The sequence below is a fragment of the Anaeromyxobacter sp. genome, assembly GCA_016718565.1.
Classification (GTDB): domain Bacteria; phylum Myxococcota; class Myxococcia; order Myxococcales; family Anaeromyxobacteraceae; genus JADKCZ01.
The window spans coordinates 1-24639 of sequence record JADKCZ010000003.1 but is presented as its reverse complement, the minus strand read 5'-3'; the positions used below and the strand labels follow the sequence as shown (position 1 = coordinate 24639).

Below are 24639 nucleotides of genomic sequence, written 5' to 3'. Positions count from 1 at the left end.
CGGATTGGGCTGTCGTGAATGGTCGCCGCTAGAGCGGCTCCGGCTCCCCACCAGCTCCCGCCGGATAGTGCAGCTCCAAACACAGCGCGCAGTACCCGAAGTGCACCCGCTCCGGCGGCTCGGTCACCAGGCCGGGCACCAGGTCCCACTCCTCGGGCTCCTCCGGCCGGCGCACCCGGCGGCAGCAGCTGCACTGTTCCACCGCACCCTGGCCGTCGTGCCAGCGTGCCTCGTGCCCGGCCGCCACCGGGTAGACCTCGGCCATGGGCAGCTCCCGCACCACGCGGTGCACCACGGCGATGCCGGTCAGCGCGCCGCCGGTCCCCACCACGGGCGTCAGGTGGGTGGCCACCAGGCGCGCCAGCTCCGGGCCGTTGGCCTCGTTGAGCTGCACCACGCCGCCGCCGGGCCCGGGACCGAGCCGCCGCACGGCCCGCTCGAAGAGCAGCCGGTGGAGCCGCCGCGGCGCGTCACCGGCGATGTGATCGAACCAGCGGGTGCCCACCAGGGCGGCCGAGTCCACCCGCTCGCCGCCGCCGTTGTCGCGGGCGAAGCGGTCCCAGGCCTCGTTCACGAAGAGGATCACCGCCTCGCAGTCGAGGAGCAGGGCCGGGTCCTTCTCCCGGGCGAGGAGCCGGACTTCGTCGACGAACGGGACGGGGCGCGGGAGGGCTCGTGCTGCCATGCCCTCTCCCCTGTGCAGCGACGGTGCCAGGGGCCGGATCACCTGATTCCGGCAGGTTACGGGCGGGGCCGCCGCCACCCTAGGTGTGGACCCCGTGAGGTGACAGGGACCGGAGCCGTGTCGTGGCGGGTGGTTGCAGCCCCGCCCGCGCCGTGGCCGGCCTACTCCGCCTTGGAGACCAGGAAGATCACGCCCATCACCACGAAGAGGGCGCCGGCGCCGCGCTTCAGCCAGAGCGGGGAGACGACGCGCGTCAGCCCCTCGCCCACCAGCACCGCGATGAGCGAGGTGGCCACCAGCGCCAGCGCCGAGCCGGCGAAGACCGACCAGCGCGACGAGCCGGCCGCCAGCGACATGGTGGCCAGCTGGGTCTTGTCGCCCATCTCCGCGAGGAAGATGGAGGTGAAGGTGGCGGCGAAGATCTTCCAGTCCATGGCGACCTTCTACGCCGCCACGCCCCCTCGAGACCAGCGGGCGGCGCCGGACGCTAGAGGGCCCGGCGCCTCAGGACCGGCCGGGCCGGCTCGCCGAAGAAGCCGGCGCAGCGGTCCAGGAAGCCGGACAGCGGGGCCTGCTCGCCGGCCGTGAGCCGCCGGGCGAACAGGCGGGGCAGCCGCTCCCGCGCCAGGGCGGCGCTGTCGGCGTAGCCGTCCGGCGTGAGCGAGCCGTCCAGCAGCCGGTAGCGCAGCAGGAGCAGGAAGGTCTGCACCACGTCGGTCATGCAGTAGGCGGCGATGCGATCGAGGTCGCCGGCGGCGTAGAGGGCGCCCACGTCCTCGCCCGCCACGTCCTCCTTGCCCGGCAGCCCCACCAGCTTGGCGTACAGGTCGAGCGGTGCGGCGCCCGAGGCGCCGGGCGCGGCCAGCAGCTCCTTCACGTCCAGGTGCTCCGGTGAGCCCGGCCGGCGGGCCCCGGCGAACCAGCGCGGCGCCGGCACGCCCAGCTTGAGCGACCGCAGCTCCAGCACCGGCAGGTCGAAGCCGCGCCCGTGGAAGGTGACCACCGTGGCCCCCTCCAGCCGGCCCCAGAGCCGGTCGAGGAAGGCGGCCTCGCCGCTGCGGCGGTCGGTCCAGGCCTCCACGTCGGCGACCGCCAGCAAGCCGCCGTCCTCCACCGCCTCCACCAGGCAGGCGGCCACCGGGCGGTGGTAGGGGAGGGGGAGGAAGTCGCTGCGCCCCCCGGTGCGGGCTCGCCGCTCGGCCACCACCCGCTGCAGCTGCTCGGCGTAGGTCCGGCCGGGGCCGCCGTCGACCGCCGCCACCAGCCCCTCGTCGGGGACGGTCTCGAGGTCCAGGGTCACGAAGCGGCGCACGGACCGGAGTGTGGCAGCGGCGTCTGACACCCGCGGCCCCGGGGGGTGGGAGGGACCGCCCACCCCGGCCGACCTGGACCCACCACCATGCGCCAGGGGCTTCCCGGGAGGTGGCCGGGTCTCGCGGCGGGGCCGGGTGAACCCCGGGTGGCCGGCGCCTCGCGCTGGACCGGCGCAACCTCTGGTGAAGAGGGACGTGGACCGCTCCGGTCCGGGCACGGGGACTGCAACGCACAGTGCGCTCAATCGGATCGAGGGTGCACATGGCGATGACCTGGACGCTGGCGAGGAAGCTGAGGGTGGCGGTGGTGGCGGGGGTGGTCGCGGCGGGTGCGGGCGCTGCCTACGTCTACGCGCTGGTCGACGACGGCGGCGACCGGGCCGACCGGACCTCGGCGGTGAACTTCCCCTCGTCGCTGGCGCTCGGCGACATCGAGACCGGGCAGGCCGAGGTGCAGCGCGACCTGGCCGGCCTCCTCAACGGCCGGTCCATGCCGGTGGAGGTCCGGCGCCGCCTCATGGACTCCCTGGACGCGGCCCTGGCGCGGATCGAGGAGGGGCACCAGGCCTTCAGCGCCTTGCCGCACGGCGCCGACACCGCCGCGGCCTACCAGGCCGGGTGGACGGCCATCGAGGCCTGGCGCCTCCGCGCCGTGGAGGTGCGCCGGCACCTGGCGGAGCGCGAGGCGCTCCTGGGGCGCGGGCAGAACCCCTACGCCCCGGAGGTGGGGGAGGCCCAGGGGCGGGCCTTCGAGCTCTGGCTGCCGCTCCTGGCCGAGGCGATGGAGGCCGACGCCAGGCTGATGAAGACCATCGTGACCAACCGCCTGGAGGTGGAGGAGGCCCGCCAGCAGGCCGGCCAGGCCCTGGCGCGAGCGCGCCAGGTGGTGCTCTGGCTGCTGGCGCTGGGCGGCCTCTCCCTGGTGGTGGCCGGGCTGCTCATCGCGCGCGTGCTCTCGCGGTCGGTCAAGGCGCTGGCCGCCGAGGCCGGCGCCCTGACCAGGGCCGTGGCCGAGGGCCGGCTCGAGGCGCGCGGCGACGCCGGCCGGGTGGCGGTGGACTTCCAGGAGGTGGTGGAGGGGATGAACGCCACCATGGACGCCTTCCTGGAGCCCATCCGGACCACCGCCGAGCGGCTCGACCGCATCTCCCGCGGCGACGTGCCGCCGCGGCTCACCGCCGACTACCGCGGCGACTTCAACCTCATCAAGGACTCGCTCAACCGCTCCATCGACGCGCTCGGGGCGCTGCTGGCCGACGCCGAGGCGCTGGCGCGCGCCGGCGCGGAGGGCCGCCTCTCGGCCCGCGCCGACGTCGGCCGCCACCAGGGCGGCTTCCGCCGGGTGGTGGAGGGGATGAACGCCTCGCTCGACGCGGTGACCGGTCCCATCCGGACCGCCGGGGCGGTGCTCGACGGCATCGCCCGCGGCGACCTCCCCCCGGCGCTCACCGAGGCCTGGCCCGGGGACTTCGCCAAGCTGCAGGACGACCTCAACACGGCCAGCCGCTCCATCGGCGCGCTGGTGACCGACGTGCAGGCGCTGGCGGCCGCCGGCGTGGCGGGCCAGCTGGCGGCGCGGGCCGACCCGGCGCGCCACCTGGGCGACTACCGCGTCGTGGTGGAGGGCATGAACCGGACGCTCGACGCGGTGACCGGCCCGGTGCAGGCGGCCCGCCTGGTGGTGGACGGCCTCTCGCGGGGCGCCATCCCGGAGCAGGTCCGCGACCAGTGGCCCGGCGACTTCGCCCGCCTGCGCGACGACCTGAACGGCTGCATCGCCGCCATCCGGGCCCTGGTGGAGGACGCCAACGGCCTGGCGACGGCGGCGGTGGGCGGCCAGCTCGACGCCCGCGCCCACGCCGAGCGCCACCACGGCGAGTTCCGCCAGATCGTGGCCGGCGTGAACCGCACCCTCGACGCGGTGGTGGCCCCGGTGACGGCCTCCACCGCGGTGCTGGAGCAGCTGGCGGCCCGCGACCTGACGGCGCGCGTCACCGGCCAGTTCCAGGGCGATCACGCCCGCATCCAGCGCGCCGTCAACGCCACCGCCGAGGCGCTGCACGGCGCCATGGCCCAGGTGGCGGCGGCGGCCGAGCACGTCTCGGGGGCGTCGCAGCAGATCGCCTCCTCGGCCCAGGCGGTGGCCTCGGGCGCCTCCGAGCAGGCCGCCTCGCTGCAGGCGGTGGGCGGCTCGCTCGACACCGTGGCCGGCACCAGCCGCCACGCCGCCGACAACGCGGTGGCGGCCGACGGGCTGGTCCGCCAGGCCCACGCCGCCGCCACCCAGGGCGCCGCCAGCGTGGAGGAGATGCAGGGGGCCATGGGCAAGATCAAGGCCTCGGCCGAGGGGACCTCGCAGATCATCCGCGACATCAACGACATCGCCTTCCAGACCAACCTGCTGGCGCTCAACGCGGCGGTGGAGGCGGCCCGCGCCGGCGAGGCCGGGCGCGGCTTCGCGGTGGTGGCCGAGGAGGTCCGCTCGCTGGCGCTGCGCAGCAAGGAGGCGGCCAGCAAGACCGAGGTGCTCATCCGCGAGTCGGTGCAGCAGGCCGGCCACGGGGAGGCCACGGCGCGGCAGGTGGCGGCCCGGCTCGGGGAGATCGTCACCTCGGTGGGGAAGGTGACCGGCGTGATGGGCGAGATCGCCGACGCGGCCCGCTCCCAGGCCGGCGCCATCGACCAGGTCCACCAGGCGGTCTCGGAGATGGACAAGGTCACCCAGCACAACGCCGCCAGCGCCGAGCAGTCCTCCTCGGCGGCCAGCGAGCTCAACGGCCAGGCCGAGGAGCTGGAGGCCATGGTGGGCAGCTTCACCCTGACGCGGCGCGGCCCCGCGGCGGCCCGGGCGGCGCCGGCCGGCTACCGCGGGAAGGCGCTGGGCGCCGTGTCCTGGTAGCCCTCGCCGTCCAGCGCCTGGAGGAACGCCACCAGGTCGTCGATCTCGCAGCGGCGGAAGCCCACCTGCTCCATCCGCTCGGAGAGCCAGGGGTTCTTCACGCCGCCGCGCCAGTACAGCGCCACCGCCTCGCGCAGCGTCTCCACCGAGCCGTCGTGCATGTACGGGGCGTGCTTGGAGCAGTCGCGCAGCGACGGGGTCTTGAAGGCGCCCAGGTCGCGCTGGTCCCCGGAGATGGCGGCCCGCCCCGGGTCGGCGAAGCCCGAGGCGGCCGGCGCCCCCGGCTCCGGCTCCCGCCAGCCCACGCCCAGGTTGTGGAACTTGCCGTCGGTGTAGCCCGGCCCCAGGTGGCACTGGTTGCAGGCGGCCCGCCCGAAGAAGAGGTCGCGGCCGCGCCGCTCCGACTCGTCCAGCGCCGCCTCGTCGCCGGCGTCGAAGCGGTCCACCTTGGAGTTGCCGGAGAGGCGGGTGGCCTCGTAGGCGGCCAGCGCCTCGGCCACCCGGTCGATGTCCACGCCGGGGTCGCCGAAGGCCTCGGCGAAGTAGCGCCGGTAGCCGTCCAGGCGGCTCACCGTGGCCACTACCCCCTGGTGCGTGGCGCCCATCTCCACCGGGTTCACCATGGGGCCCTTGGCCTGCTCGAGCAGGCTGGCGGCGCGGCCGTCCCAGAAGTAGGCGGGGTAGACCGGGAAGGCGGCGTTCAGGATGGGCGGCGCCTTGCGGCCGCCCTCCTTCCCGCCGACGCCGGTGGAGTGCGGCGTCGGCTCCGAGAAGCCATGCTCCGGGCGGTGGCAGGAGGCGCAGGAGATGGTGCCGTCGGCCGACAGGCGGGCGTCGAAGAAGAGCCAGCGCCCCAGCCGCACCTTGGCCGGGGTCACCCAGGGGACGGCGGCGAAGTCGGCCGGGCTGCCGAGCGGCGGCTCGGGCAGGGGGCGCAGGGGGTTGTCGGCCTCCCAGGCGGGCGGCGCCTCGGGCCGGGCGGCGGCGGTGCTGGCCGGCGCGGCGGGGGTGGCGGCGCGGCAGCCGGCCAGGAGGCCGGCGGCCAGCAGGGCCTGGAGGAGGCGGGCGCGGCGGGGCGGGCTGCGGTGGTCGTGGCGGGCCATCGAGGCGCCATGGAACAGGGGTGGGCCCGGCGGGTCAAGCGCGGCCATGCGCCGCACCTCGAGGGCCCGCCACGCCCTCGCTGGGCCCGCGCCCGGGCGAACCCACCGGCGGGCCGTCTCCCGCGTACGGGGGTGAACCCTCGGGCCGGAACTGGGCTCTGATTGGTACAGGCCAGGCCCCATCGGGCCCGGGCCCCACTCCTCGTGACCACGCCCACGCCCACCAAGGCAGCCCTGCACGACGCCGTCGCGGCGCGCTACGACGCGCTGGCGACCCGCCCGGGCTCGCTGTCGTGCGGCGGCGCCCTCGACCTGGCGGCCCCCGGGCCGGGCGACGTGGTGGTGGATCTCGGCTGCGGCCGGGGGCGCGACGTCCTCCGGGCCGCGGCCCTGGTCGGGCCCTCCGGGCGGGTGGTCGGGGTGGACGGGAGCCCGGCCATGCTGGCGGCGGCGCGCCAGGCCACGCCGGCGGAGGCCGTCACCGTCTCCTTCCTGCTGGGCGATCTCGCGGCGCTCGACCTGCCGGACGGCTGCGCCACGGTGGTGACCTCCAACTGCGCCATCAACCACGCCCCGGACAAAGCGGCCGTCTACCGGGAGATCCGCCGGGTGCTGCGCCCGGGTGGCCGCTTCGTGGTCTCCGACGTGGTGTCGGAGGAGGCGCTGCCTGAGGCGGTTCGCCGCGACCCCGCCGCCTGGGCCGCCTGCTACGGTGGGGCCATCCCCGAGGCCGAGTACCTGGCCGCCGTCCGCGCGGCCGGCTTCGTGGAGGTCACCGTGCTGGTCCGGACGGCCCCCTACGAGAAGGGCGGCGTCCGGGTGCTCAGCCTCACCGTGAAGGGGACCACATGACGACGAACGAGCTGACCGCCAAGGAGCTGCGCATCCTGGTGCAGTCGCTGTCCAACTGCCTGAAGACCTGCGAGGTGCACGCCAAGCAGGCGGACGCGCCCTGCGAGGACTGCGACGCCGCCCGCGCGCTGCAGGGGAAGCTGGAGAAGCAGCTGAAGTCGTAGCCGGAGCACCGCAGTCAACGAGGAGAAGCACATGAAGATGCTGACCAAGCCGAAGCCGTCCTGCTGCGCCGTCGAGCAGGCGGCGCAGTGCTGCGCCAAGTCGTCCCGCCTGGTGACGGGCTGCCACGACTGACGTGACGTTCCGGCGGGGGAGGGTGATCCTCCCCCGCCACCCCTGCGCAGGAGCGACCTCCAGATGAGCGAGCACGTCACCGAGATCCAGGCGTCGGAGTGGGCCGAGAAGGTGCTGCGGGCCCCTCAGCCCGTGGTGGTGGACTTCTTCTCCACCGAGTGCCCGCCCTGCGAGGCGCTGGCCCCGCGGCTCGAGAAGGTGGCGGCCGAGTACGACGGCCGGGTCCGGGTCTACAAGATGTACCGGCAGGGCAACCGCGAGGTGGCCGCCGACCTCGGCGTGCTCGGCAGCCCCACCCTGGTCTTCTTCCGGGGCGGCGAGGAGGCCGGCGTCCGCATGACCGGCGGCGCCATCAGACCGGCCGACCTGAAGCGGCAGCTCGACGCCCTGCTCGGCGCGCCGGCGCCGGTGACGCCGTGACCGCGCCCGCCTGGCTGGCGCGGCACGGCCGCACGCTGCTGGGCGGCCTGGTGGGCGCGCTCGGCGGCGCCGCCTACGCGTACTTCATCGGCTGCCGCACCGGCACCTGCGCCATCACCTCCAACGCCCTGGTGGCGGCGGCCTTCTTCGGCTTCGCCGGCCTGGTGGTGGCGTCGCCCGGCCCGAAGAAGCCCGACCAGCCCGCCGCGCCCCCGGCCGCCTGAGCGCCGCGTCGTCCCCGGCCGCCTGAGCCAGGGAAGCCCCACCCCGTCCGCCTGAGGCGCAGCGCGCCGGAGTGGCCGGGCGTTTGGCCTCGGCCGCACCCGAGGTCCGGCTGAACGTTCAACTGAACGAAACGTTCCTCCTTTCAGCCGGTTGCGACAATTCGCGCACGGTGAAAGGCCGCAACCGGCGCTCCCCCCGCGGGTTCCCTCTGGCACACGAGAAGGAGCCTCATGGACTCGAGACAGCGGCTGCGGGATCTGGCGGTGAGCGAGAGCGGGTTCGTCTTCGACCCGTACGGCGGGCAGACCTACAGCCTCAACCTGCCGGGCAAGGTGATCCTGGAGGGGCTGCGGCGCGGCTCCCCGCAGTCCGAGATCGAGGCCACGCTGCGCGACACCTTCGAGGTGGAGCCGGGCGCGGACCTGGCGCGCGACGTGCGCGAGTTCCTGCTGCAGGTGCGCGAGCAGGGCTGGCTGCCGGCCGGCGCGGAGGTCCCGTGAGCGCGGCGCCCCGCCCGCTCACGGTGGCGGTCACCGGCCTCAACGCCACGGACAACCCGGCGCCGGGGGTGGGGGTCATCCGCGCCCTGCGGGCCGAGCCGGCCTTCGGCGGGCAGGTGGTCGGGCTGGCCTACGACGCGCTCGACTCCGGCCTCTACCACCAGGACCTCGACCTGGCCGGCGGCTACCTCCTGCCCTACCCGAGCCAGGGCGTCGACGCCCTGCGCGAGCGGCTGCGCCAGGTGCACGCCGAGCGGCCGCTCGACGTGATCATCCCCACCCTCGACTCCGAGCTGGCGGCCTTCATCGAGCTGGAGCCGGAGCTGCGCCAGTGGGGCATCCGGATGTTCCTGCCCAGCCGCGAGCAGCTGGAGCTGCGCTCCAAGGTGCGCCTGGCCGACCTGGGCCAGCGGGCCGGCCTGGACGTGCCGGCCCAGGCGGTGCTCTCCGACGCCGCCGACGTCTACCGGCTCCAGGCCGACCTGCCCTACCCGCTGGTGGTGAAGGGGGTCTTCTACGGCGCCACGGTGGTCCGCGCGCCCGACGAGGCGGCCGCCGCCTTCCACGCCACGGTGGCGAAGTGGGGGCTGCCGGTCATCGCCCAGCGCTTCCACGAGGGCGAGGAGTACGACGTGGTGGCGGTGGGCGACGGGCGCGGCGGCATGGTGGGCGCGGTGCCCATGAAGAAGCTGCTCCTCTCCGACAAGGGCAAGGGCTGGGCCGGGGTGGCGGTGAAGGACCCGCACCTGCTCGAGGCGGCGCGCCGCTTCTTCGCCGAGACCCGCTGGCGCGGCCCCTGCGAGCTGGAGATCCTGAAGACCCGGGAGGACCGCTACCTGCTCATCGAGGTGAACCCGCGCTTCCCGGCCTGGTGCTTCCTCTCGGCCGGGGCCGGCCAGAACCTGCCCTGGGCGGTGGTGAGGCTGGCCCGCGGCGAGGTGGTCCCGCCGATGACCGACTTCCGCGCCGGCACGCTCTTCGTCCGCATCTCGCTCGACCAGATCGCCTCGATGGCCGACTTCCAGGCGCTGGCCACGGCGGGCGCCCTGCCGGCGCCGGCCGCCCGGCCGGCGCCCGCCTCCCCCACCTCGACCCCCGCCGGAGCCGTCCATGCCCGCTAGGCAGCCCTACGAGCGCCCCACCCTGGTGAAGCACCAGGCCGGCCTCATGAACAAGCTCTCGCGCGTCACCGGGCTGCGCCCGCTCACCGAGCTCGACGGCGTGCCGGTGGCCTCCCTGGTGGAGCGCTTCGGCTCGCCGCTCTTCGTCTTCAGCGAGCGGACCCTGGTGTCGCGCCACCGCGAGCTCACCGACGCCCTGGCGGTGCGGCTGCCCACCGCCCGGCTGGCCTGGTCCTACAAGACCAACTACCTCGACGCGGTCTGCCAGGTGATGCACCGCGAGGGGTCGCTGGCCGAGGTGGTGAGCGAGCTGGAGCTCGACAAGGCGCTGCGCCACGTGCCCGGCACCCAGGTGATCTTCAACGGGCCCTACAAGCCTGAGGGGGCGCTGGAGAAGGCCTTCCGCGCCGGCGTGCGGGTGCACCTCGACCACTTCGACGAGCTGGCGCTGGCCGAGGTGGTGGCCAGGCGGCTCGGGCTGCGCCCCAAGGTGGCCATCCGCGTCAACATGACCGTGCCGGGCACGCCCCCCTGGTCGCGCTTCGGGTTCAACCTCGAGTCGGGCCAGGCGCTCGACGCCGTGCGCCGCCTCAAGGCGGGCGGGGTGCTGCAGCTGTGCGGGCTGCACGCCCACATCGGCACCTTCGTGCAGGAGGTGGACGCCTACCGGCAGGAGGCGCGCAAGCTGGCCGAGCTCTCCAACCTGCTGCTGCGCGAGCACGGCCTGGTGATGGAGTGGATCGACCTGGGCGGAGGGTTCGCGTCGCGCAACACCCTGCACGCCCAGTACCTGCCGGGCGACCAGGTGACGCCCTCCTTCGCCCAGTACGCCGAGGCCATCGCCGAGGGGCTGGCGGCGCTGGCGCCGCCGGAGGGGCGCGACCCGGCCATCTTCCTGGAGACCGGCCGGGCCCTGGTGGACGAGGCCGGCTCGCTCGTCACCACGGTGCACGCCAACAAGCGGCTGCCCGACGGCCGGCGCGCCGTCATCCTGGACGCCGGCGTCAACTCGCTCTTCACCGCCTTCTGGTACCGCCACGACGTGGTGCCGGCCCAGGAGACGACCGGCACCCCCGAGCCCACCGTGCTCTACGGGCCGCTCTGCATGGCCATCGACGTGGTGCGCGACCAGCTGCTCTTCCCGCCGCTGGCCACCGGCGACCGGGTGGTGGTGCGCAACGTGGGGGCCTACAACGTGACCCAGTGGATGCAGTTCATCACCGCCCGCCCGGCGGTGGTGATGATCTCCCGGCGCGGCGAGGCCTCGCTGGTGCGGCGGCGCGAGTCGGTGGAGACGCTGCTGGCGCAGGAGGAGGTGCCGGCGTGGCTCTCCCGGTGACCGCCGAGGCCGGCCGCCGCGCCGCCGCCGCCACCGGGGAGCTGCCGGCCCTGCCGCCCGCGCTCTCGGCGGCCCTGACCGCCTACTCCCAGGTGATCCTGGCCGACCACCGCGGCGTGGGGGCGCTGCTGCTGCTGGCCACCGCCCTGTCGCCGCGGCTCGGCCTGCACGGCCTGGCGGCGGTGCTGCTGGGACGGGCCCTGGTGGGGCTGCTGGGCCTGAGCGAGGCGGCCTCGGCCCGCGGGCGCTACGGCTACAACCCGCTGCTGATCGGCCTGGCGGTGGGGGCGCTCTTCGAGCCGGGGCCGGGCGCGGCGGCGCTGCTGGCGCTGGCGGTGGTGGCGGTGGTCTTCCTGGAGGCCTCGCTCGACTCGGTGCTGGGCGCCGCCCTGGACCTGCCCTCGCTCTCGCTGCCCTTCGTGCTGGTCACCTGGCTGGCCCTGGCGGCCGCGCCGTTCGTGGGCATCGTGGCGCGGGCGGCGCCCGCGCTGGTGCCGCCGGCCCCGCCGCCCTGGCTGCCGGCCGCGGCCGACCTCTACCTGCGCAGCCTGGGGGCCATCCTCTTCTCGCCCAGCCTGGGCGCCGGGGTGGTGGTGCTGGCCGCGCTGGTGCTCTACAGCCGCATCGCCACCCTGCTGACCCTGCTCGGCTACGCCGTGTCGGCCGTCCTCTCGGCCCAGGTCTTCACCTTCGCCAGCGATCCCTCCCTGCTGGTGCTGCACGCCAACGCCATGCTGGCGGCGGTGGCGCTGGGCGGCGTCTGGTTCGTGCCGCAGCGCGCCGCCTTCCTGCTGGCCGGGGCGGCGGCGCTGCTCACCAGCCTGGGCACGGCCGGGGCGCTGGCGCTCTTCCGGCCGCTCGGGCTGCCGGTGCTCTTCCTGCCCTTCAACGTGACCATGCTGGTGGCGCTCACCGCGCTGCGGCAGCGGGTGCGCGACGGCGCCCCCAAGGCGGTGGACTTCGCCGCCGGCAGCCCCGAGGCCAACCTGGCCTTCTACCGGACCCGGGTGGCCCGCTTCGGTCCGGGCCACGGCGTGCGCTTCGCCCCGCCCTTCGCCGGCCGGTGGGTGGTGACCCAGGGCGTGGACGGCGCCCACACCCACCGCGGCGCCTGGCGCCACGCCCTCGACTTCGAGGTGGCCGACGCCAGCGGGGCCACCCACGGCGGCGACGGGCGGGAGCTCAGGGACCACCGCTGCTACCGGCTGCCGGTGCTGGCGGCCGCCGACGGCACGGTGGTGAAGGTGGTGGGCGACGTCCCGGACAACGCGCCGGGCGCCCACGACGCGCGCCGGCCCTTCGGCAACCTGGTGCTGCTGCAGCACGGCCCCGGGCTCTTCTCGCTGGTGGCCCACCTGGCGCCCGGCTCGCTGGAGGTGAAGGAGGGGCAGGTGGTGCGGCAGGGGGCCCGGCTGGGCGCCTGCGGCAACAGCGGCCGCTCCTTCGTGCCGCACCTGCACTTCCAGCTGCAGGGCACGCCGCGGGTGGGGGCGCCCACCCTGGAGCTCTCCCTGGCCGACGTGATCACCGGCGACGAGGCCGCGCCGGTGCTGCACCGCTGGCTGGTGCCGGAGGAGGGCCAGGTGGTGCGCGGCCTGGTGCGCCGCGACGAGGGGGCGGTGCCCTTCGCCCTGCCCATCGGCGGCGAGCTGTCCTTCGAGGTGGAGGGGCCGCAGGGGCAGGTCCACCAGGAGGTGGTGGTCTCGCGCATCGGCCTGCTCGGCGAGCTCACGCTGGAGTGCCCGGCCACCGGGGCGAGGCTCTGGTTCGAGAACCAGGGGCGGCAGTTCGTGGTCTACGACCAGGTTGGGCGGCGCGACGGCGCGCTCCACCTGCTGGCCGCGGCGGCGCCGCGGGTGCCCTACGAGCTGCCGGACGGCCTGGCCTGGGACGACGTGCTGCCGCGGCGGCGCTTCCGGCCGCGCTGGGTCCGCTGGGTGACCGACCTGGCCGAGCCGTTCCTGCCGGAGGGCGGCGTGGCGGTGTCCTTCACGGCCACGCGGCGCGGCGAGGTGCTGGAGGTGCGGGGGCAGGGCCGGGCCGGGGGGCGGGCGCTCCAGACCACGGCCACCTTCGACGCCGGCGGGCCGCGCACCATGGAGGTGCGGCTGGACCAGGAGGCCTGGCGGGCCCGCCGGGTGGAGCGCGCGGCGGAGGTGGACCGTGGCTAGGCGCACCACCCTCGGGCGCGCCGGCGCGGCGGTCCTGGCCCTGCTGGCCGCGGCCAGCCTGGCGGCGCCTGGTCGGGCGCGCGCCGACGCCTACGACGACGCGATGGCGGCGGCCGCGGCCGCGGGGGCGGAGGGGCGCCACGAGGCGGCGGCGGCGCTGCTGGCCGGACCGGCCGCCACCTGGCCGCAGGACTTCCCGCTCCAGCTGGCGCGGGCCTACCACCTCCTGCGCGCCGGCAGGTACCCGGCGGCGGCCGAGGCCTACCGGGCGGCGCTCAGGCTGGCGCCCAGCTCCGAGGAGGCGCGCCGCGGGCTCGACGACGCGCGGGCCCTGCGCGGCGCCCGCAGCCAGGCCTGGCTGGGGGTCTACGGCGCGGGCAGCTCGGCCGACGGCCACCCCTCGCGCGGCTCGCTGGCGGTGGCGGCCCTCTCGCTCGACGCGGTGGTGGCCGATCACCTGGCCGTGGGCGGCCTCTACCGGGCGCTGGTGCCGCCCAGCGCCTCCTCCGGGCGCGGCCGCGGGGCCTCGGCCGGCACGGTCGGGGCGCCGGTGCAGCACGAGGGGCACCTGTCGCTGGGGTACGCGGCGCCGGCCTGGGGGGTGACGCTGCACGGCGCCGCCATCTCCGGCTCCACGGCCCAGGTGGACGGCGCCACCGAGCTGTACGGCTACCAGGGGGCCGGCGCCGGGCTCTCGCTCTGGGCGGTGGCCGGGCTGGAGTGGCGGGCCGCCGGGGCGGTGACCTGGTACGAGGATCTGCCGGTGGCGCAGCTGGAGGGGTCGGCGGCGCTGCCGCTGTGGCGCCACCTGGCCCTGCGCGGCGGCTGGCGTGGCCAGTGGCTGGACGGCGCCCAGGTGGGCGCGGCGCTGCTCGGCCTGGAGTGGCGCGGCCCGCTCAGCCTGGCGCTCTCGGGCGAGCTCGGCACCCAGCGGCGCCCCTGGGACCTGGCCGGTCGGGCCCTCTTCGACCTCCCCGACGACCTGGAGTGGGCCGCCCGCCTGCAGCTCGGCTTCCCGATGGGCGGCCTGGTGCGCGGCTGGCTGGGGGCCGACCTGGAGGGCTGGCGCACCCCGGTGGCCGGCGCCGCGCCGGTCGACAGCACCACCGTCCGGCTGGCCGCCGGGCTGGTCTTCTCCTTCTGACCTGCTCCACCCGAGGTGACTCGATGCGCACCGTCCTGCTGCTCGCCGCCCTGCTCGCCACCCCCCTGGCCCTGGCCCAGGAGGGCGGTCCGGACCTCTATCGCCAGTCCTACGCCGCCGAGGCGCGCGGCGACCGCGACCTGGCCTACGACCTGCTGCTCCGGCTCGGACCGGCCGGTGGCACCTACGTGGCCCAGCTGCGCAAGGGCTGGCTGCACTACCTGGCCGGGCGCCACGCCCAGTCCGCCGAGGCCTACCTGAAGGCGGCGGCGCTGCAGCCGGCCTCGGTGGAGGCGCGGCTCGGCGCCATGCTGCCGCTGATGGCGCTCCGGCGCTGGAAGGACGCCGAGCGGGCCGGCCTGGAGGTGCTGGCGCTGGCCCCCAACGACTTCACCGCCCTCGGCCGGCTGGCCTGGATCCACTACAGCCAGTCCCGCTACGCCGAGGCCGAGCCGCTCTACCGGCGCGCCCTGGCGGCCTACCCGGCCAGCGCCGAGATCGCCACTGGCCTGGCCTGGACGCTGCTCAAGCTGGGGCGCCACAAGGAGGCGCGGGAGGTCTTCGAGCAGGTGCTGGCCTTCGCCCCGGACCAGCCCAATGCCGCCTTCGGGCTCGGGCAGGTGCCATAGGCCAGGCGGGGCGCGGCCGGGCCCGCCGGCTTCCACCTGGGGACCGGCCCGGGGCCGGCCCGGGGTCAGCCCAGCCCGTAGAACCTGGCGCCCAGCCCGTAGAGCGCCTTGACCGGCCGGCAGTCGGGCCCGCCGATGCCGTGTCCCTGCGAGTCCGCCAGGGCGCCGCAGCCGCCGCCGCAGACCGCCGCCACGTCGCAGCCCTGGCAGGCGGCGATGGTGCCGGTGTTGCGGGCGCGCCACGGGGCGATGGCCGCCTGGTCGTGCCGGATCTCGGGGTGGAAGGAGCCGAGCCGGTACCTCGGGTTGCCCACCGTGGCGGTGCAGCCGTAGAGGCCGCCGTCGGGCGTGAAGGCCCACTCCTTCTTGGCCGCCGGGCAGGCGTCGAAGCTGGGCACCGGCAGCTCGCCCTGCTCGGCCAGGTGGCGCACCCCGTGGAAGCGCGGGCGGTGGAAGCGCCGGAGCACTGGGTTGGCCTCGGCCAGGCGCAGGTACTCGGCCCACAGCTCGACGCGGTCGAAGAGGGCCCCCTGCTGCTGGCGCGCGGCGCAGCCGAAGAGCTCGTAGTTGCGCCCCACCTGCGTCTTGAAGCGGCGCTCGGGCAGCTCGAGCCAGCCGCGCGCCTCGGCCAGCTGCGCCAGCTCCGGCAGGCGCGGGAGGTTGTCGCGGTCGGCCACCACCCGCAGGTTGACCGGCACGCCGGCCGCCACCAGCGCGTCCACGCCCCGGACGATCCGCTCGAAGGTGCCGCGCCCGGAGCCGTGCGGCCGGCGGGCGTCGTGCACCGCGGCCGGGCCGTCCAGCGTCACCTGCACCTCCTTGACCCGGGCGGCGGCCAGCGCCGGGACGAAGGCCTCGAGGTCGTAGCCGTTGGTGACGGTGGCCACCCCGAGCCCGCGCGTCTCGGCGCCGGCCAGCAGCTGCGCCAGCCGCTCGTGGTAGGCGGGCGCGTCCACCAGCGGCTCACCGCCGAAGAGGGTCAGGTACGGGCGCGGGCGCTCGGCGGCGTGGTGCTGGTCGACGTAGCGGAAGATGGCCTCCACCACCTCCGGGGCGATCAGCCCCTTGCCGGAAGGGTCGAAGACCTCCTGGTAGCAGTAGGTGCAGCGCAGGTTGCAGCCGAAGGTGGGCACCACGATGAGCTGGGTGGGTGTCAGGGCGTGCTCGGCGTGCCAGTCGGCCCAGGCGCCCTCGCGCAGGGCCCGGTCCTCCTCCTCCGACTCCACCAGGAAGCGCGCCTCCCGCAGCGCTCCCTCGTCGAGCCCCCCGGGCATGGCGCCTCCGGCGGCGAGCCGAGCCAGCGCCTCGCCGCGGGCCAGGTCGATGAGGCAGGCCTGCCCGGTGAGCGGCTGCACCAGCACCGCCTCGGGCGAGCCGGGGATGGGGGCCAGGAAGGCGGAGCGGGACAGGTGCACGGCGGGTCTCCACGGGCTGCCACCAGGGGCGCCCGGCTGGTTCGAGGGGTGAGAGCCCGCCCGGGGCGGGCGGGTTCGCCGGCGGGAGCCCGCCGGGGGCGCTGTGCCCGGAAGCTGCTCAGCGTTCGGCGCGGTTTCCGGGCGGCCATCCTGGCAGGACCCGCCGCACCGCGTCCATTCGGGCGGTAGGCGGCAGGCCCCGGCCTGGAACGCGCCGTGCACAGGGCAGCCCCCGTGACGGCCCACCTGCCAGCTCGTTCCACCGGCGACCACCGCCGCGCCCAGCCGGGCCGCGCGGGGGGCCGCCTCCTGCAGCAGGGCGCTGCGGCCTGAGGGGAGGGCGCGATGACGAGGCTCCTGGACGTCATCGCTGCGCGCCTCCTCGAGGGGAGCCTGGCCCCCTTCCTCGGGCCGGCCGTCCTGCGCGCCCCGCCCTTCCCGGCGAGCGACCCGGCCCTGGCGGCCTGGCTGGTCCGCAAGGACCAGGCAGACGAGCGGGCCGCAGCGGGCCAGGAGGTGCCTCCGGCGGAGCCCGCCTGGCCCGCCGGCGCCACCTCCGCCGGCGACCTGGCCGAGGTCGCCGGACGGCTGGAGCGCAGGCGCGGTCGGCGGGGGCTGCTGAAGCTGCTGCGCGAGGCCTTCGCGGCGCGCGGCGAGGCCAGCCCGCTCCACTTCCTGCTGGCCGGCCTGCCCACGCTGCCGCTGGTGGTCTCCACCGCCTTCGACGCCACGCTGCTCGACCTGCTGCGCGAGGTGGCGCGGGCGGGCGGGCGCTCGGTGGCGCTGCTGCACGGGGTGGCCCCCCGCGACGGCGGGGGCGTCTTCTTCACCGAGGCGTCCGCACCCGGCCTGGTGGGTGCCGACGAGGCCCAGACCGTGGTCTACCAGCCGCGCGGCGGCTGCCCGCCGTCCTCCTCGTTCCTGGCGACCGAGGAGGACCTGGCCGATACCCTGGTGGCGCTGGAGACGCAGGCGCCGATCCCGCCGGCGGTGCAGCGGCGCCGCCACGGGGCCGGCTTCCTCTTCCTGGGGTGCGGGCTGGAGGGCTCGCTGGAGCGGCTGCTGGCCCGCGGCGTGCTGCAGGGCTCGTCCGGTCCGCACTTCGCCGTGCTGGCGGAGCCGCCCGGGCCGGTGGCGGCCAGGTTCCTGGCGGCCGAGGGGATCACGGTGCTGGGGCTGACGCAGGAGCGGTTCGTGGCCGAGCTGTCGCGCTGGCTGGCCCGGGCCGCGGGCGACGCGGCCGGACAGCCGGCGTAGGCGGAAGCCGGGCGGGCCCCCTCACCCCGGCCCTCTCCCCCGGTGGGGGAGAGGGAGCGCAGGGGCGGTGGGCGCCGAGCGCTAGGCGGGGGGCGAGGTGACCTGGCGGTGGCGGAGGCCGTCCTTGGCGACCTTCCACTTCTCGTAGGCGATCCGCATGCCCTTGCGGACGGGGAGCTGGTTCATGAGGGAGAGGATGTGGGCGTGTGGGAAGCCGGAGGCGGGGACCTTGAACATGTGCTTGAGGACCCTGGGGAGGGAGAGGAGCTCGAGGGAGGTCTGGTAGAAGAGCTCCTCGCGGACCTCCGGGGTCATGCGGGGGTCGGGGTGCTCGTAGAGGGCGTAGGCGCCGGTGTAGTACTCCCAGCCGAGGTCCTTGAAGAGGAAGGGCTGGTACTGCTCGCGCAGGGTGGAGCCGGGATAGGGGACGGCGAGGGAGGGGTGCATGGAGACGCCGAGGCGGTCGGCGAGGTCGACGGCGCGGCGGTAGTCGTCGATGGAGTCGGCGCGCGAGCCGAGCATGAAGAAGAGGGAGACGTCGATGCCGGCGTCCTTGAGCGTCTTGACGGCGCGCTCGCGGTCGATGCCGACCTTGCGGTCGGCGCGGTACTCCTCGAGGCCGTGGTCGGTGATGGACTCCCAGCCGACCCAGACGGTGAGCATGCCGGACTGGCGGGCGGCCTTGAGCATGCGGGCGCCGTCGGGGGAGAGGACGGGGGCGAGGGAGCCGAAGCCCATCCAGCGCTTCTTGCTGCCCTTGAGGGCGGTGAAGAGGTCGATGGCGCGCTGGGTCTTGCCGAGCCACCAGATGTTCTCGTCGCCGTTGATGTAGAGGCTGCCGGGCATGGCGTCGACGTCCTTGACGACGTCGTCGATGGGGCGCATCCGGATCCTGGCGCCGAAGACCTTGCTGACGGTGCAGAAGGAGCAGGGGTAGGGGCAGCCGCGGGCGGTGCTGACGATGCGGAAGTCGTGGCCGTGCTTGAGCATGCCGTAGAGCGGGGTGGGCAGGCCTTCGAGCTCGAGCTGCTGGCCCTGGTAGCGGGGCTTCATGGCGCCGGCCTTGAAGTCGGCCAGGACCTGGGGCCAGACCCCCTCGGCCTCGCCGGTGACCACCGCGTCGGCGTGTTGCGCGGCCTCCTCGGGGCAGGCCGAGACGTGCATGCCGCCCAGGACCACCTTGATGCCGCGGGCCCGCAGGCCGTCGGCGATGCGGTAGCCGGGCACGGCGGTGGGGGTGAGCAGGCTGATGGCGGCCAGGTCGCACTGGAGGTCGTCGAAGACGTCCGGGGTGGCGCTGGCGCTGTAGAGCTCGATCTCGATGTCGGGATCGGCCTGGCGGGTCAGGGCGGCCAGGTACTCCAGGATGGGCGGGGCCACCGGGGTCCAGCCGAAGGGGAGCGGGGGCTTGATGATGCACAGCTTCACGGTGTCTCCTCGATTCCCCCCCCCGGGGCAGCGCCGGCGCCGGTGCGGGCGTCGGCGCGTGCTCGGCGCCGGCTAGTGCTCGATGCGGAAGCCGGAGTGGAAGGTCTCCATGGTGAAGGGGATGCCCCAGTAGCTGACGATCATGGCGACCATGGCCAGGATGGAATAAACGGCCAGCTTCTGGCCGCGCCACCCGAAGGTGATGCGCAGGTGCAGGTAGATGCCGTAGATGAGCCAGGAGATGAGGGACCAGACCTCCACCGGGTCCCAGTTCCAGAAGGTGCCCTTGACCTGGTCGGCCCAGAAGGCGCCGGAGACGATCATCACGCCGTAGAGCGTGAAGCCGCCGACCACGAAGCGGTAGCTGAGGGCGTCGAGGGCCTCGAGCGCCGGGAGGCGGTCGTAGAGGCCGCCCTGGCCGCGCTGCTTGAGCAGGTAGAGCAGGCCGAGGGCGGCGGCGATGAGCACGGCGCTGAAGCCGGTGGTGGCGCCGACGATGTGGACCCAGAGCCAGGCGCTCTGCAGGGCCGGGACGCGCTGCCCGGTCACCTCGGTCTGCAGGGTGCCGGCCCAGCCCATCATGGTGAAGGCCACCGGCATGACCAGGACGCCCAGGGGGCGCACCGCGCTGGTGGAGAGCTGGACCACCAGGTAGAGCAGCACCGTCACCGCCATGCCCAGGGCGATGGACTCGGAGGTGGTGATGAAGGGGTTGACGCCGCCCACACCCCAGCGCCAGGCGATGCTGGCGACGTGGGGCAGGAAGCCCAGGGCGGCGGTGATCACCCCGGCCAGGAAGAGCTTCTCGGCCCGGGCCATGAACCCGATGATGTAGCTGAAGGCGCTCACGCCGTAGAGCGCCACGGCCGCCCAGAACAGCACCTGCTCGGTCCTCATCGTCGTCCCCCCTCGGGCGCGCCGGGTCGCGGCGCGCCGGTGTGTCAGCCCTGTGCCGCCCGCCGCTTCGCCCCACCCTGCCGCAGCCGGCCGGCGAAGGTGAGCACCATGCCCAGCAGCCCGAAGCAGAGGCCGGCCAGGCTGGTGTTGAGGCCTGGGTCATAGCGCACGTCCATGCCGACCCAGTAGCGAATCTCCCTGGGCGAGAGCTTGAAGTCGCCGAGGTCGAGCAGCCCGCCCACCGGCAAGAGCGCCTTCTTCTCGGCCGCCAGCACCCCGGCCGGCCCGTGGGGCGCAGCTCCAGGCTGACCTGGCCGCTGCGCGGCTCCACCCCGGGCCAGTAGCCCACCCGCAGGGTGCCGCGGGGGTGCTCGGGCGGCTGTGGGTACTCGAACGCCGCCGCCTCCACCTGCGTCCCCGCCGCGTACAGGTAGCTGCCGTCGGCCTGCCGGTAGCTCTGCAGCGGCACGTGCACGCCGTAGAGGTCCTTGCCGTCCGGGTCGGTCATGACCACCAGCACCGAGTAGCCCTCCTTGGAGCAGAGGTAGCGCACCCCGTCGTGCTCGAGGTCGCGGGTCACGTAGATGACCCCGGTGGTGGTGTCGCCCGGCTCGCCCACCGCGATCCTCGTAGGCGGCCCGCTTGTCGTCGCCGTCCACCTTGTAGCCGGTGTGCATCTTCACCAGCGTGGTCTCGCCGGTGAGCCAGGCGGGGTCGAAGAACCGCCCGTACTCCACCTGGTCGTAGCTCTCGGCCTGCCCGTTGGGCAGGGTCTCGCCCTCGGTGAGCCTGAGGACGCCCTTGAAGTGGAAGAGGCTGTTGACCACCACGCCCCCCAGCACCGCCAGGAAGCTCAGGTGGAAGATGATCATCCCGGCCTGCACCAGGGAGGCCTTGCGCTTCCAGATCCGGCTGAAGAACGCCGCCGCCGAGCTCACCGCCAGGAGCACCAGGAGCCCGTTGAACCAGAGCGTCGAGAAGATCACCTCCCCGGCCGCCGCCTCCCGGTAGACCGTCACCCCGACCACGCAGCACCCCAGCACCACCACCAGGATGCCGATGGCCAGCTTCGGCGACGTCAGCAGGCCGTAGGCCCGCTGGGCCAGGCTCGGCGGCCGTCGCCCGGGCGGCGCGGCGGCGGGGGGCGGGGCGGCAGGTCCCGCGGCTGGACCAGTGGCTGGACCAGTGGCTGGTGCGGCGGCTGGTGCGGCGGGCTGCGTCGGGTCGGCCTGCGCTGCGGTCGGCTCGGCCGCGTCCGGCGGCGCCGGGGCGGTGGGGTCTTCGGGCGTCATGGGTGGTCCGTTCATCATACCAGCGCGTCGCCCCGTCTGGGCCCTCCAGGGCCCCGCCTCCGCTGGACAGGCGCTCGGCCGGCTCGGGTGGAGCGGTTCGCCCGCTCCCCACGAAGCAGCGCGCCGCCCCTGGCCGGAGCCAGGGTGCGGCGCGCAGGTGCCTCGACCGCCTGGTCCCGCCGCGGCTAGTAGACGCCGCCCGGGGTGTAGCCGAGGTGGTCGTTGTTCGAGCAGCCGGCGCCCAGGGCGGCGGTGCCGCCGCAGGTGGCGGTGCCCGCCGGGACGCTGGGCCCGGACAGCGGCTTCCAGCTGGTGGTCACCCACATGCCGCTGGCCCCGGCGCTGCGCATGAAGCCGAAGGGGCGGTAGGTGTTGGTGCCGCCCACCGGCCACAGCGTGTCGGTGCCCAGGCTGGGCGACATGGCGTTGAAGCCGTGGACGTCCTGGGCCGAGATGGGCCGGGCCGGCTTGCCGGTGTTGAGGCTGCCGTGGCAGCGCCAGCAGGAGGTGCGGGCGATGCCGCCGGGGCCGCTGTTGCCGCCGCCGGAGAAGGCCGAGCCCACGCCGTGCGAGTTGGTGGTGGCGCCCACCAGCGGGACCACCAGGTGGCAGACGGTGCAGATGTTGGTGGCGTTCACCGTCCAGCCGGCCTGGCGCAGCGTGGTGGCGCCGCCGTGGGCCGTGACCGTGGCGGTCAGGGGTGGTGGCGCTGGTGGTGCCGAGCGGCGCGTGGCAGTCCCAGCACGAGATCAGGAAGCCGTAGGAGGCGACCGTGCCGATGGTGCCGGGGGTCTTGGCCGGGCTGCGCGTGTTCCACGGCGGCTGCATGCGCAGGTTGCCGACGAAGGAGTTGTTCTGCTGGCCCAGGATGGGGTGGTAGGAGGCGTTGGTGGTGGCGAAGGAGGCCGCCACGTCCACCACGCCGCCCAGGATGCCGCCCGCCGTCATGCCCGCGCCGGTGTAGGCCGCGCCCGAGATGGTGGTGTTGAACGGCTTCTGCGCCGTCCCGCCCGGCACCCGCGCCAGCGCGCTGTTGGCGCCGTTGGCGTCATGGCACTGAGGCACTGGTTCACCATGATGGCCTGCACCGCCGGCTCGAGCACGTTGCTCGCGAGGTTGCGGCTGAAGTCGACCATGTTCAGCACGCCGGTCCCCACGCCGTAGCTGCCCGGGGTGGTGGCCGTCGCGGCCGTGTAGGTCACGTTGACGATCTCGGTCCCGAGATCCGGGTCGCGCAGGTTGATGACACCGTTCTGGTGGACGCCCGAGACAGCGTTGCCGGTGGCGGGGTCGCCCTCCATGTGGCAGACGGCGCAGTCGAAGTTGGTCACCGCGCCGGCGGCCGACCGCTTGTGCGACCAGGCCAGGGCAAACTCCGGCACGATGGGTCGCCGCGCCCCCGCCGTCGTGGCGTGGCAGACGATGCAGGACCCGCCGGTCGCCTCCCCCACCCCGTTGATGTGGATGGTCTTGTTCACCGTGCAGGCCGCCAGGTTGGTCACCAGGCAGGCGTAGCCGGTGTGGCAGGCGCTGCAGTTCTGGGTCCCGGCGTTGGCCGCCGTGTGGTTGGTGTTGTTCGGGGCCACCCGGTGGCAGGTGCCGCAGGCCTGCTGCGTCACGCCGCTGTTCCAGTTCGGCGCCGTGATGGTGCCGCGGTAGACCGCGTCGGCCGCCCACTTCTGCCCGTGGCAGTAGTTGGTGCAGGTCGGCGTGGCCTCCCAGGTGGTCAGGGTCGGCGTGGTCGCCGCGCCCAGGCCGGTGGCCGCCGACGGCGTCGGGACCAGCCCGCCGGTGGTGGCCAGCGCGTTCCAGGTGAAGCCCACCACCGCGTTGGAGTGGGTCTGCAGGGTCGGCACGGTGTGGCAGTCGCCGCAGGCCATGGCCGTGGCGCGCTGCGTGGTGCCCACCAGGTGCGCCTGGTGCCCGCCCACCTTCACGCCGGTGGTCGAGCCGTTGGTCGCCAGCGGCGGGGCGAAGTTGGTGGCCGACCCGTGGCAGCTCCGGCAGGTCGTCACCGCCGGCTCGTAGGCGCCGGTGCTGTGGTTGGCCGCGTTCACCGTGCAGGTCGCCATGCTCCCGGTGGTGCAGTTGTAGCCCGGGTGGCAGTCCTGGCAGTTCTTGGTGGACGTCACCCCCACGTGCGCCGAGCTGGTGGGCGGCGCCCGGTGGCAGTCGTCACAGGCCACCATCGCAGCCGTCCCGGTCCAGGTCGGCGCCGGCGTGGCGCCCAGGTAGTTGGCGTTGGCCGCCCACTTCCCGCCGTGGCAGTAGTTGGTGCAGGTCGGCGTCGTCTCCCAGGCCGCGGCGACAGCGCCAGCCGCCGGCGTCGGGATGACCGTGGCGCTGCCGGTGGCCAGGGTGCCCCAGGCCACGTTGGGCGAACCGGTGGCGTGGTTCATCAGCGTCGGCACCGTGTGGCACTGCGCGCAGGCGATGGCCGTCGAGCGCAGGGCCGTCCCGGTCAGGTGCTTCTGGTGGGCGCCCACCTTGGGCTGCGTCGTCAGCGTGTTGCCGTTGGTCGCCACCGGCGGCGCCGCGTTCCCCGCCGCCAGCGTGCCGTGGCAGCTGTAGCAGGTGGCGGTGCTGGTCTGCCGCGTCCCGTCGATGTGCAGCGTGGTGGCCGCGACGCCCGTGCCCGTGAAGACGATGGTGCCGCCCGCGTTCACCACCGAGGCGTGGCAGGCCACGCAGACCGTCGCCGCCGAGGGCTTCGGCACCGAGGTGTGGACCGGGTCGGTCGGGGGCGAGGCGTGGCAGGAGTTGCACGCCACCGCCACGCCGGTGTTCCACGACCAGGTGGTCGTCACGCCCTGCTGCGCCACCGTGAAGGAGGCGCCGTGGCGGTCGGTGGTGCAGGTGTCCGCCGTGGGCGCCGTGTTCTGCACGATGCCCGGGATGATCCCGCCCAGGTTGGCCGCGGTGGCGTTGGCGAAGGTGAGATCGGTGGCCGAGTTGGTGGGCCGCTGGTGTAGCTGTTCACCGCGAGGCCGTGGCACTCCGAGCAGAGCACCGGCTTGTAGATCTGCTGGGCCGGCGTCTGCGGCACCGCGTGCGAGAGCTGCGGACCCACCCTCACCCCGGTGGCCGCCGCCGCCGTGTCGTTGGGCGGCACCGCCAGCAGGTTGTTGGCCGTGTTCACCGGGCCGAAGGTGCCCGTCACCGAGACCCGGCCAGCCGTGCCGTGGCAGGACGAGCACGTCCCGCCGCTGGAGTCAGGCACCCGTTCAGGTGGGTGGTCAGGTTCACCGTGCAGGCCGCCAGGTTCGACGTGACGCAGTTGTACCCGGCGTGGCAGCTCGAGCAGTTGGTGGTGGTCGGGTACGGCACCGGGTGGATGGCCGAGGTCGGCGGGGCCAGGTGGCAGGAGTTGCACGCCACCTGCGCCGCCGTCCCCCGTCCAGCTCGGCGCCGTCACCACCGCCGGTAGGTCGCGTTGGCCGCCCACTCCTGCCCGTGGCAGTAGTTGGTGCACGTCGGCGTCGTCTCCCAGGCCGCCGTGATGGTCGCCGGGGTCAGGACCAGGCCACCGGTCCTGGCCAGGCCCCCAGGTCACGTGGCGGTGCCGGTGGCGTGGTTCACGGCGCTCGGCACGGTGTGGCAGTCGGCGCAGGCGATGGCCGTGCCGCGTAGCCGGACGCTGGTCAGGTGGCGC

At 75.0% G+C, this 24639-nt stretch carries 23 protein-coding genes; 12 read left to right on the top strand and 11 right to left on the bottom strand.

Translation table 11 applies throughout. The annotated features are described in order from the left end of the window. Positions 1-28 precede the first annotated feature (28 nt). The 3 genes from IPO09_10285 to IPO09_10275 all read right to left on the bottom strand — a co-directional run bounded on the left by IPO09_10285 (position 29) and on the right by IPO09_10275 (position 1997). The gene (locus IPO09_10285; GenBank protein MBK9517723.1) at positions 29-685 is read right to left on the bottom strand and encodes a hypothetical protein; all 657 of its coding nucleotides are present in this window, start codon (positions 683-685) and stop codon (positions 29-31) included. A 161-nt stretch (positions 686-846) separates the two neighbouring features. Beyond that, positions 847-1119, bottom strand: a complete 273-nt coding sequence (locus IPO09_10280; GenBank protein ID MBK9517722.1) for a TMEM165/GDT1 family protein — start codon at positions 1117-1119, stop codon at positions 847-849. A gap of 53 nt (positions 1120-1172) precedes the next feature. Further along, positions 1173-1997 (bottom strand): 3'-5' exonuclease, encoded by an 825-nt coding sequence (locus IPO09_10275; protein MBK9517721.1) that lies wholly within the window; start codon positions 1995-1997, stop codon positions 1173-1175. Between the two features lie 263 nt (positions 1998-2260). Between IPO09_10275 and IPO09_10270 the strand changes: the two genes are divergently transcribed. Then, positions 2261-4897, top strand: coding sequence for a chemotaxis protein (locus IPO09_10270; protein MBK9517720.1), 2637 nt, complete (start codon positions 2261-2263; stop codon positions 4895-4897). On the opposite strand, the gene IPO09_10265 is transcribed toward IPO09_10270, so the two are convergent. Further along, positions 4861-6048, bottom strand: coding sequence for a cytochrome-c peroxidase (locus tag IPO09_10265; protein MBK9517719.1), 1188 nt, complete (start codon positions 6046-6048; stop codon positions 4861-4863). The two genes, IPO09_10270 and IPO09_10265, sit on opposite strands and share 37 nt — an antisense overlap. A gap of 156 nt (positions 6049-6204) precedes the next feature. Between IPO09_10265 and IPO09_10260 the strand changes: the two genes are divergently transcribed. From IPO09_10260 to IPO09_10215, 10 genes are all read left to right on the top strand, one after another. Then, complete coding sequence (locus IPO09_10260; GenBank protein ID MBK9517718.1) at positions 6205-6852, top strand: methyltransferase domain-containing protein; 648 nt, start codon at positions 6205-6207, stop codon at positions 6850-6852. Beyond that, positions 6849-7016: a hypothetical protein gene (locus IPO09_10255; protein MBK9517717.1), complete on the top strand. Its 168-nt coding sequence runs from the start codon at positions 6849-6851 to the stop codon at positions 7014-7016. Before IPO09_10260 ends, IPO09_10255 begins: the two co-directional genes overlap by 4 nt. Before the next feature lie 196 nt (positions 7017-7212). Further along, on the top strand, positions 7213-7569 hold the full coding sequence (locus IPO09_10250) for a thioredoxin fold domain-containing protein (protein MBK9517716.1): 357 nt from the start codon (positions 7213-7215) through the stop codon (positions 7567-7569). Continuing rightward, positions 7566-7793, top strand: a complete 228-nt coding sequence (locus IPO09_10245) for a hypothetical protein (protein MBK9517715.1) — start codon at positions 7566-7568, stop codon at positions 7791-7793. Before IPO09_10250 ends, IPO09_10245 begins: the two co-directional genes overlap by 4 nt. A 231-nt stretch (positions 7794-8024) precedes the next feature. Beyond that, complete coding sequence (locus IPO09_10240; protein MBK9517714.1) at positions 8025-8294, top strand: PqqD family protein; 270 nt, start codon at positions 8025-8027, stop codon at positions 8292-8294. Continuing rightward, positions 8291-9415 (top strand): ATP-grasp domain-containing protein, encoded by a 1125-nt coding sequence (locus IPO09_10235; protein ID MBK9517713.1) that lies wholly within the window; start codon positions 8291-8293, stop codon positions 9413-9415. Before IPO09_10240 ends, IPO09_10235 begins: the two co-directional genes overlap by 4 nt. Then, a complete protein-coding gene (locus IPO09_10230) occupies positions 9405-10754 on the top strand; it encodes a diaminopimelate decarboxylase (protein ID MBK9517712.1) in 1350 nt (449 codons plus the stop codon). Before IPO09_10235 ends, IPO09_10230 begins: the two co-directional genes overlap by 11 nt. Beyond that, entirely contained in the window at positions 10739-12925 is a 2187-nt protein-coding gene (locus IPO09_10225; protein MBK9517711.1) for an urea transporter, read from the top strand. Before IPO09_10230 ends, IPO09_10225 begins: the two co-directional genes overlap by 16 nt. Further along, a complete protein-coding gene (locus IPO09_10220) occupies positions 12918-14069 on the top strand; it encodes a hypothetical protein (GenBank protein MBK9517710.1) in 1152 nt (383 codons plus the stop codon). The genes IPO09_10225 and IPO09_10220 overlap by 8 nt, the downstream gene beginning before the upstream one ends. Before the next feature lie 23 nt (positions 14070-14092). Continuing rightward, entirely contained in the window at positions 14093-14698 is a 606-nt protein-coding gene (locus IPO09_10215; protein MBK9517709.1) for a tetratricopeptide repeat protein, read from the top strand. 65 nt (positions 14699-14763) lie between these two features. Here IPO09_10215 and IPO09_10210 read toward each other — a convergent pair whose 3' ends face one another. Then, positions 14764-16113, bottom strand: coding sequence for a radical SAM protein (locus IPO09_10210; protein ID MBK9517708.1), 1350 nt, complete (start codon positions 16111-16113; stop codon positions 14764-14766). A 345-nt stretch (positions 16114-16458) separates the two neighbouring features. Between IPO09_10210 and IPO09_10205 the strand changes: the two genes are divergently transcribed. Continuing rightward, positions 16459-17370 (top strand): SIR2 family protein, encoded by a 912-nt coding sequence (locus IPO09_10205; GenBank protein ID MBK9517707.1) that lies wholly within the window; start codon positions 16459-16461, stop codon positions 17368-17370. 81 nt (positions 17371-17451) lie between these two features. Here IPO09_10205 and IPO09_10200 read toward each other — a convergent pair whose 3' ends face one another. From IPO09_10200 to IPO09_10175, 6 genes are all read right to left on the bottom strand, one after another. Beyond that, positions 17452-18798, bottom strand: coding sequence for a radical SAM protein (locus IPO09_10200; GenBank protein MBK9517706.1), 1347 nt, complete (start codon positions 18796-18798; stop codon positions 17452-17454). Positions 18799-18870: 72 nt separating this feature from the next. Then, positions 18871-19695: a cytochrome c biogenesis protein CcsA gene (gene ccsA, locus IPO09_10195; GenBank protein MBK9517705.1), complete on the bottom strand. Its 825-nt coding sequence runs from the start codon at positions 19693-19695 to the stop codon at positions 18871-18873. A gap of 44 nt (positions 19696-19739) precedes the next feature. After that, complete coding sequence (locus IPO09_10190; GenBank protein MBK9517704.1) at positions 19740-20987, bottom strand: hypothetical protein; 1248 nt, start codon at positions 20985-20987, stop codon at positions 19740-19742. A gap of 185 nt (positions 20988-21172) precedes the next feature. Next, entirely contained in the window at positions 21173-21625 is a 453-nt protein-coding gene (locus IPO09_10185; protein MBK9517703.1) for a hypothetical protein, read from the bottom strand. A gap of 306 nt (positions 21626-21931) precedes the next feature. After that, positions 21932-23983 (bottom strand): hypothetical protein, encoded by a 2052-nt coding sequence (locus IPO09_10180; protein ID MBK9517702.1) that lies wholly within the window; start codon positions 23981-23983, stop codon positions 21932-21934. Between the two features lie 160 nt (positions 23984-24143). Further along, positions 24144-24365 (bottom strand): hypothetical protein, encoded by a 222-nt coding sequence (locus IPO09_10175; GenBank protein MBK9517701.1) that lies wholly within the window; start codon positions 24363-24365, stop codon positions 24144-24146. Positions 24366-24639 lie beyond the last annotated feature (274 nt).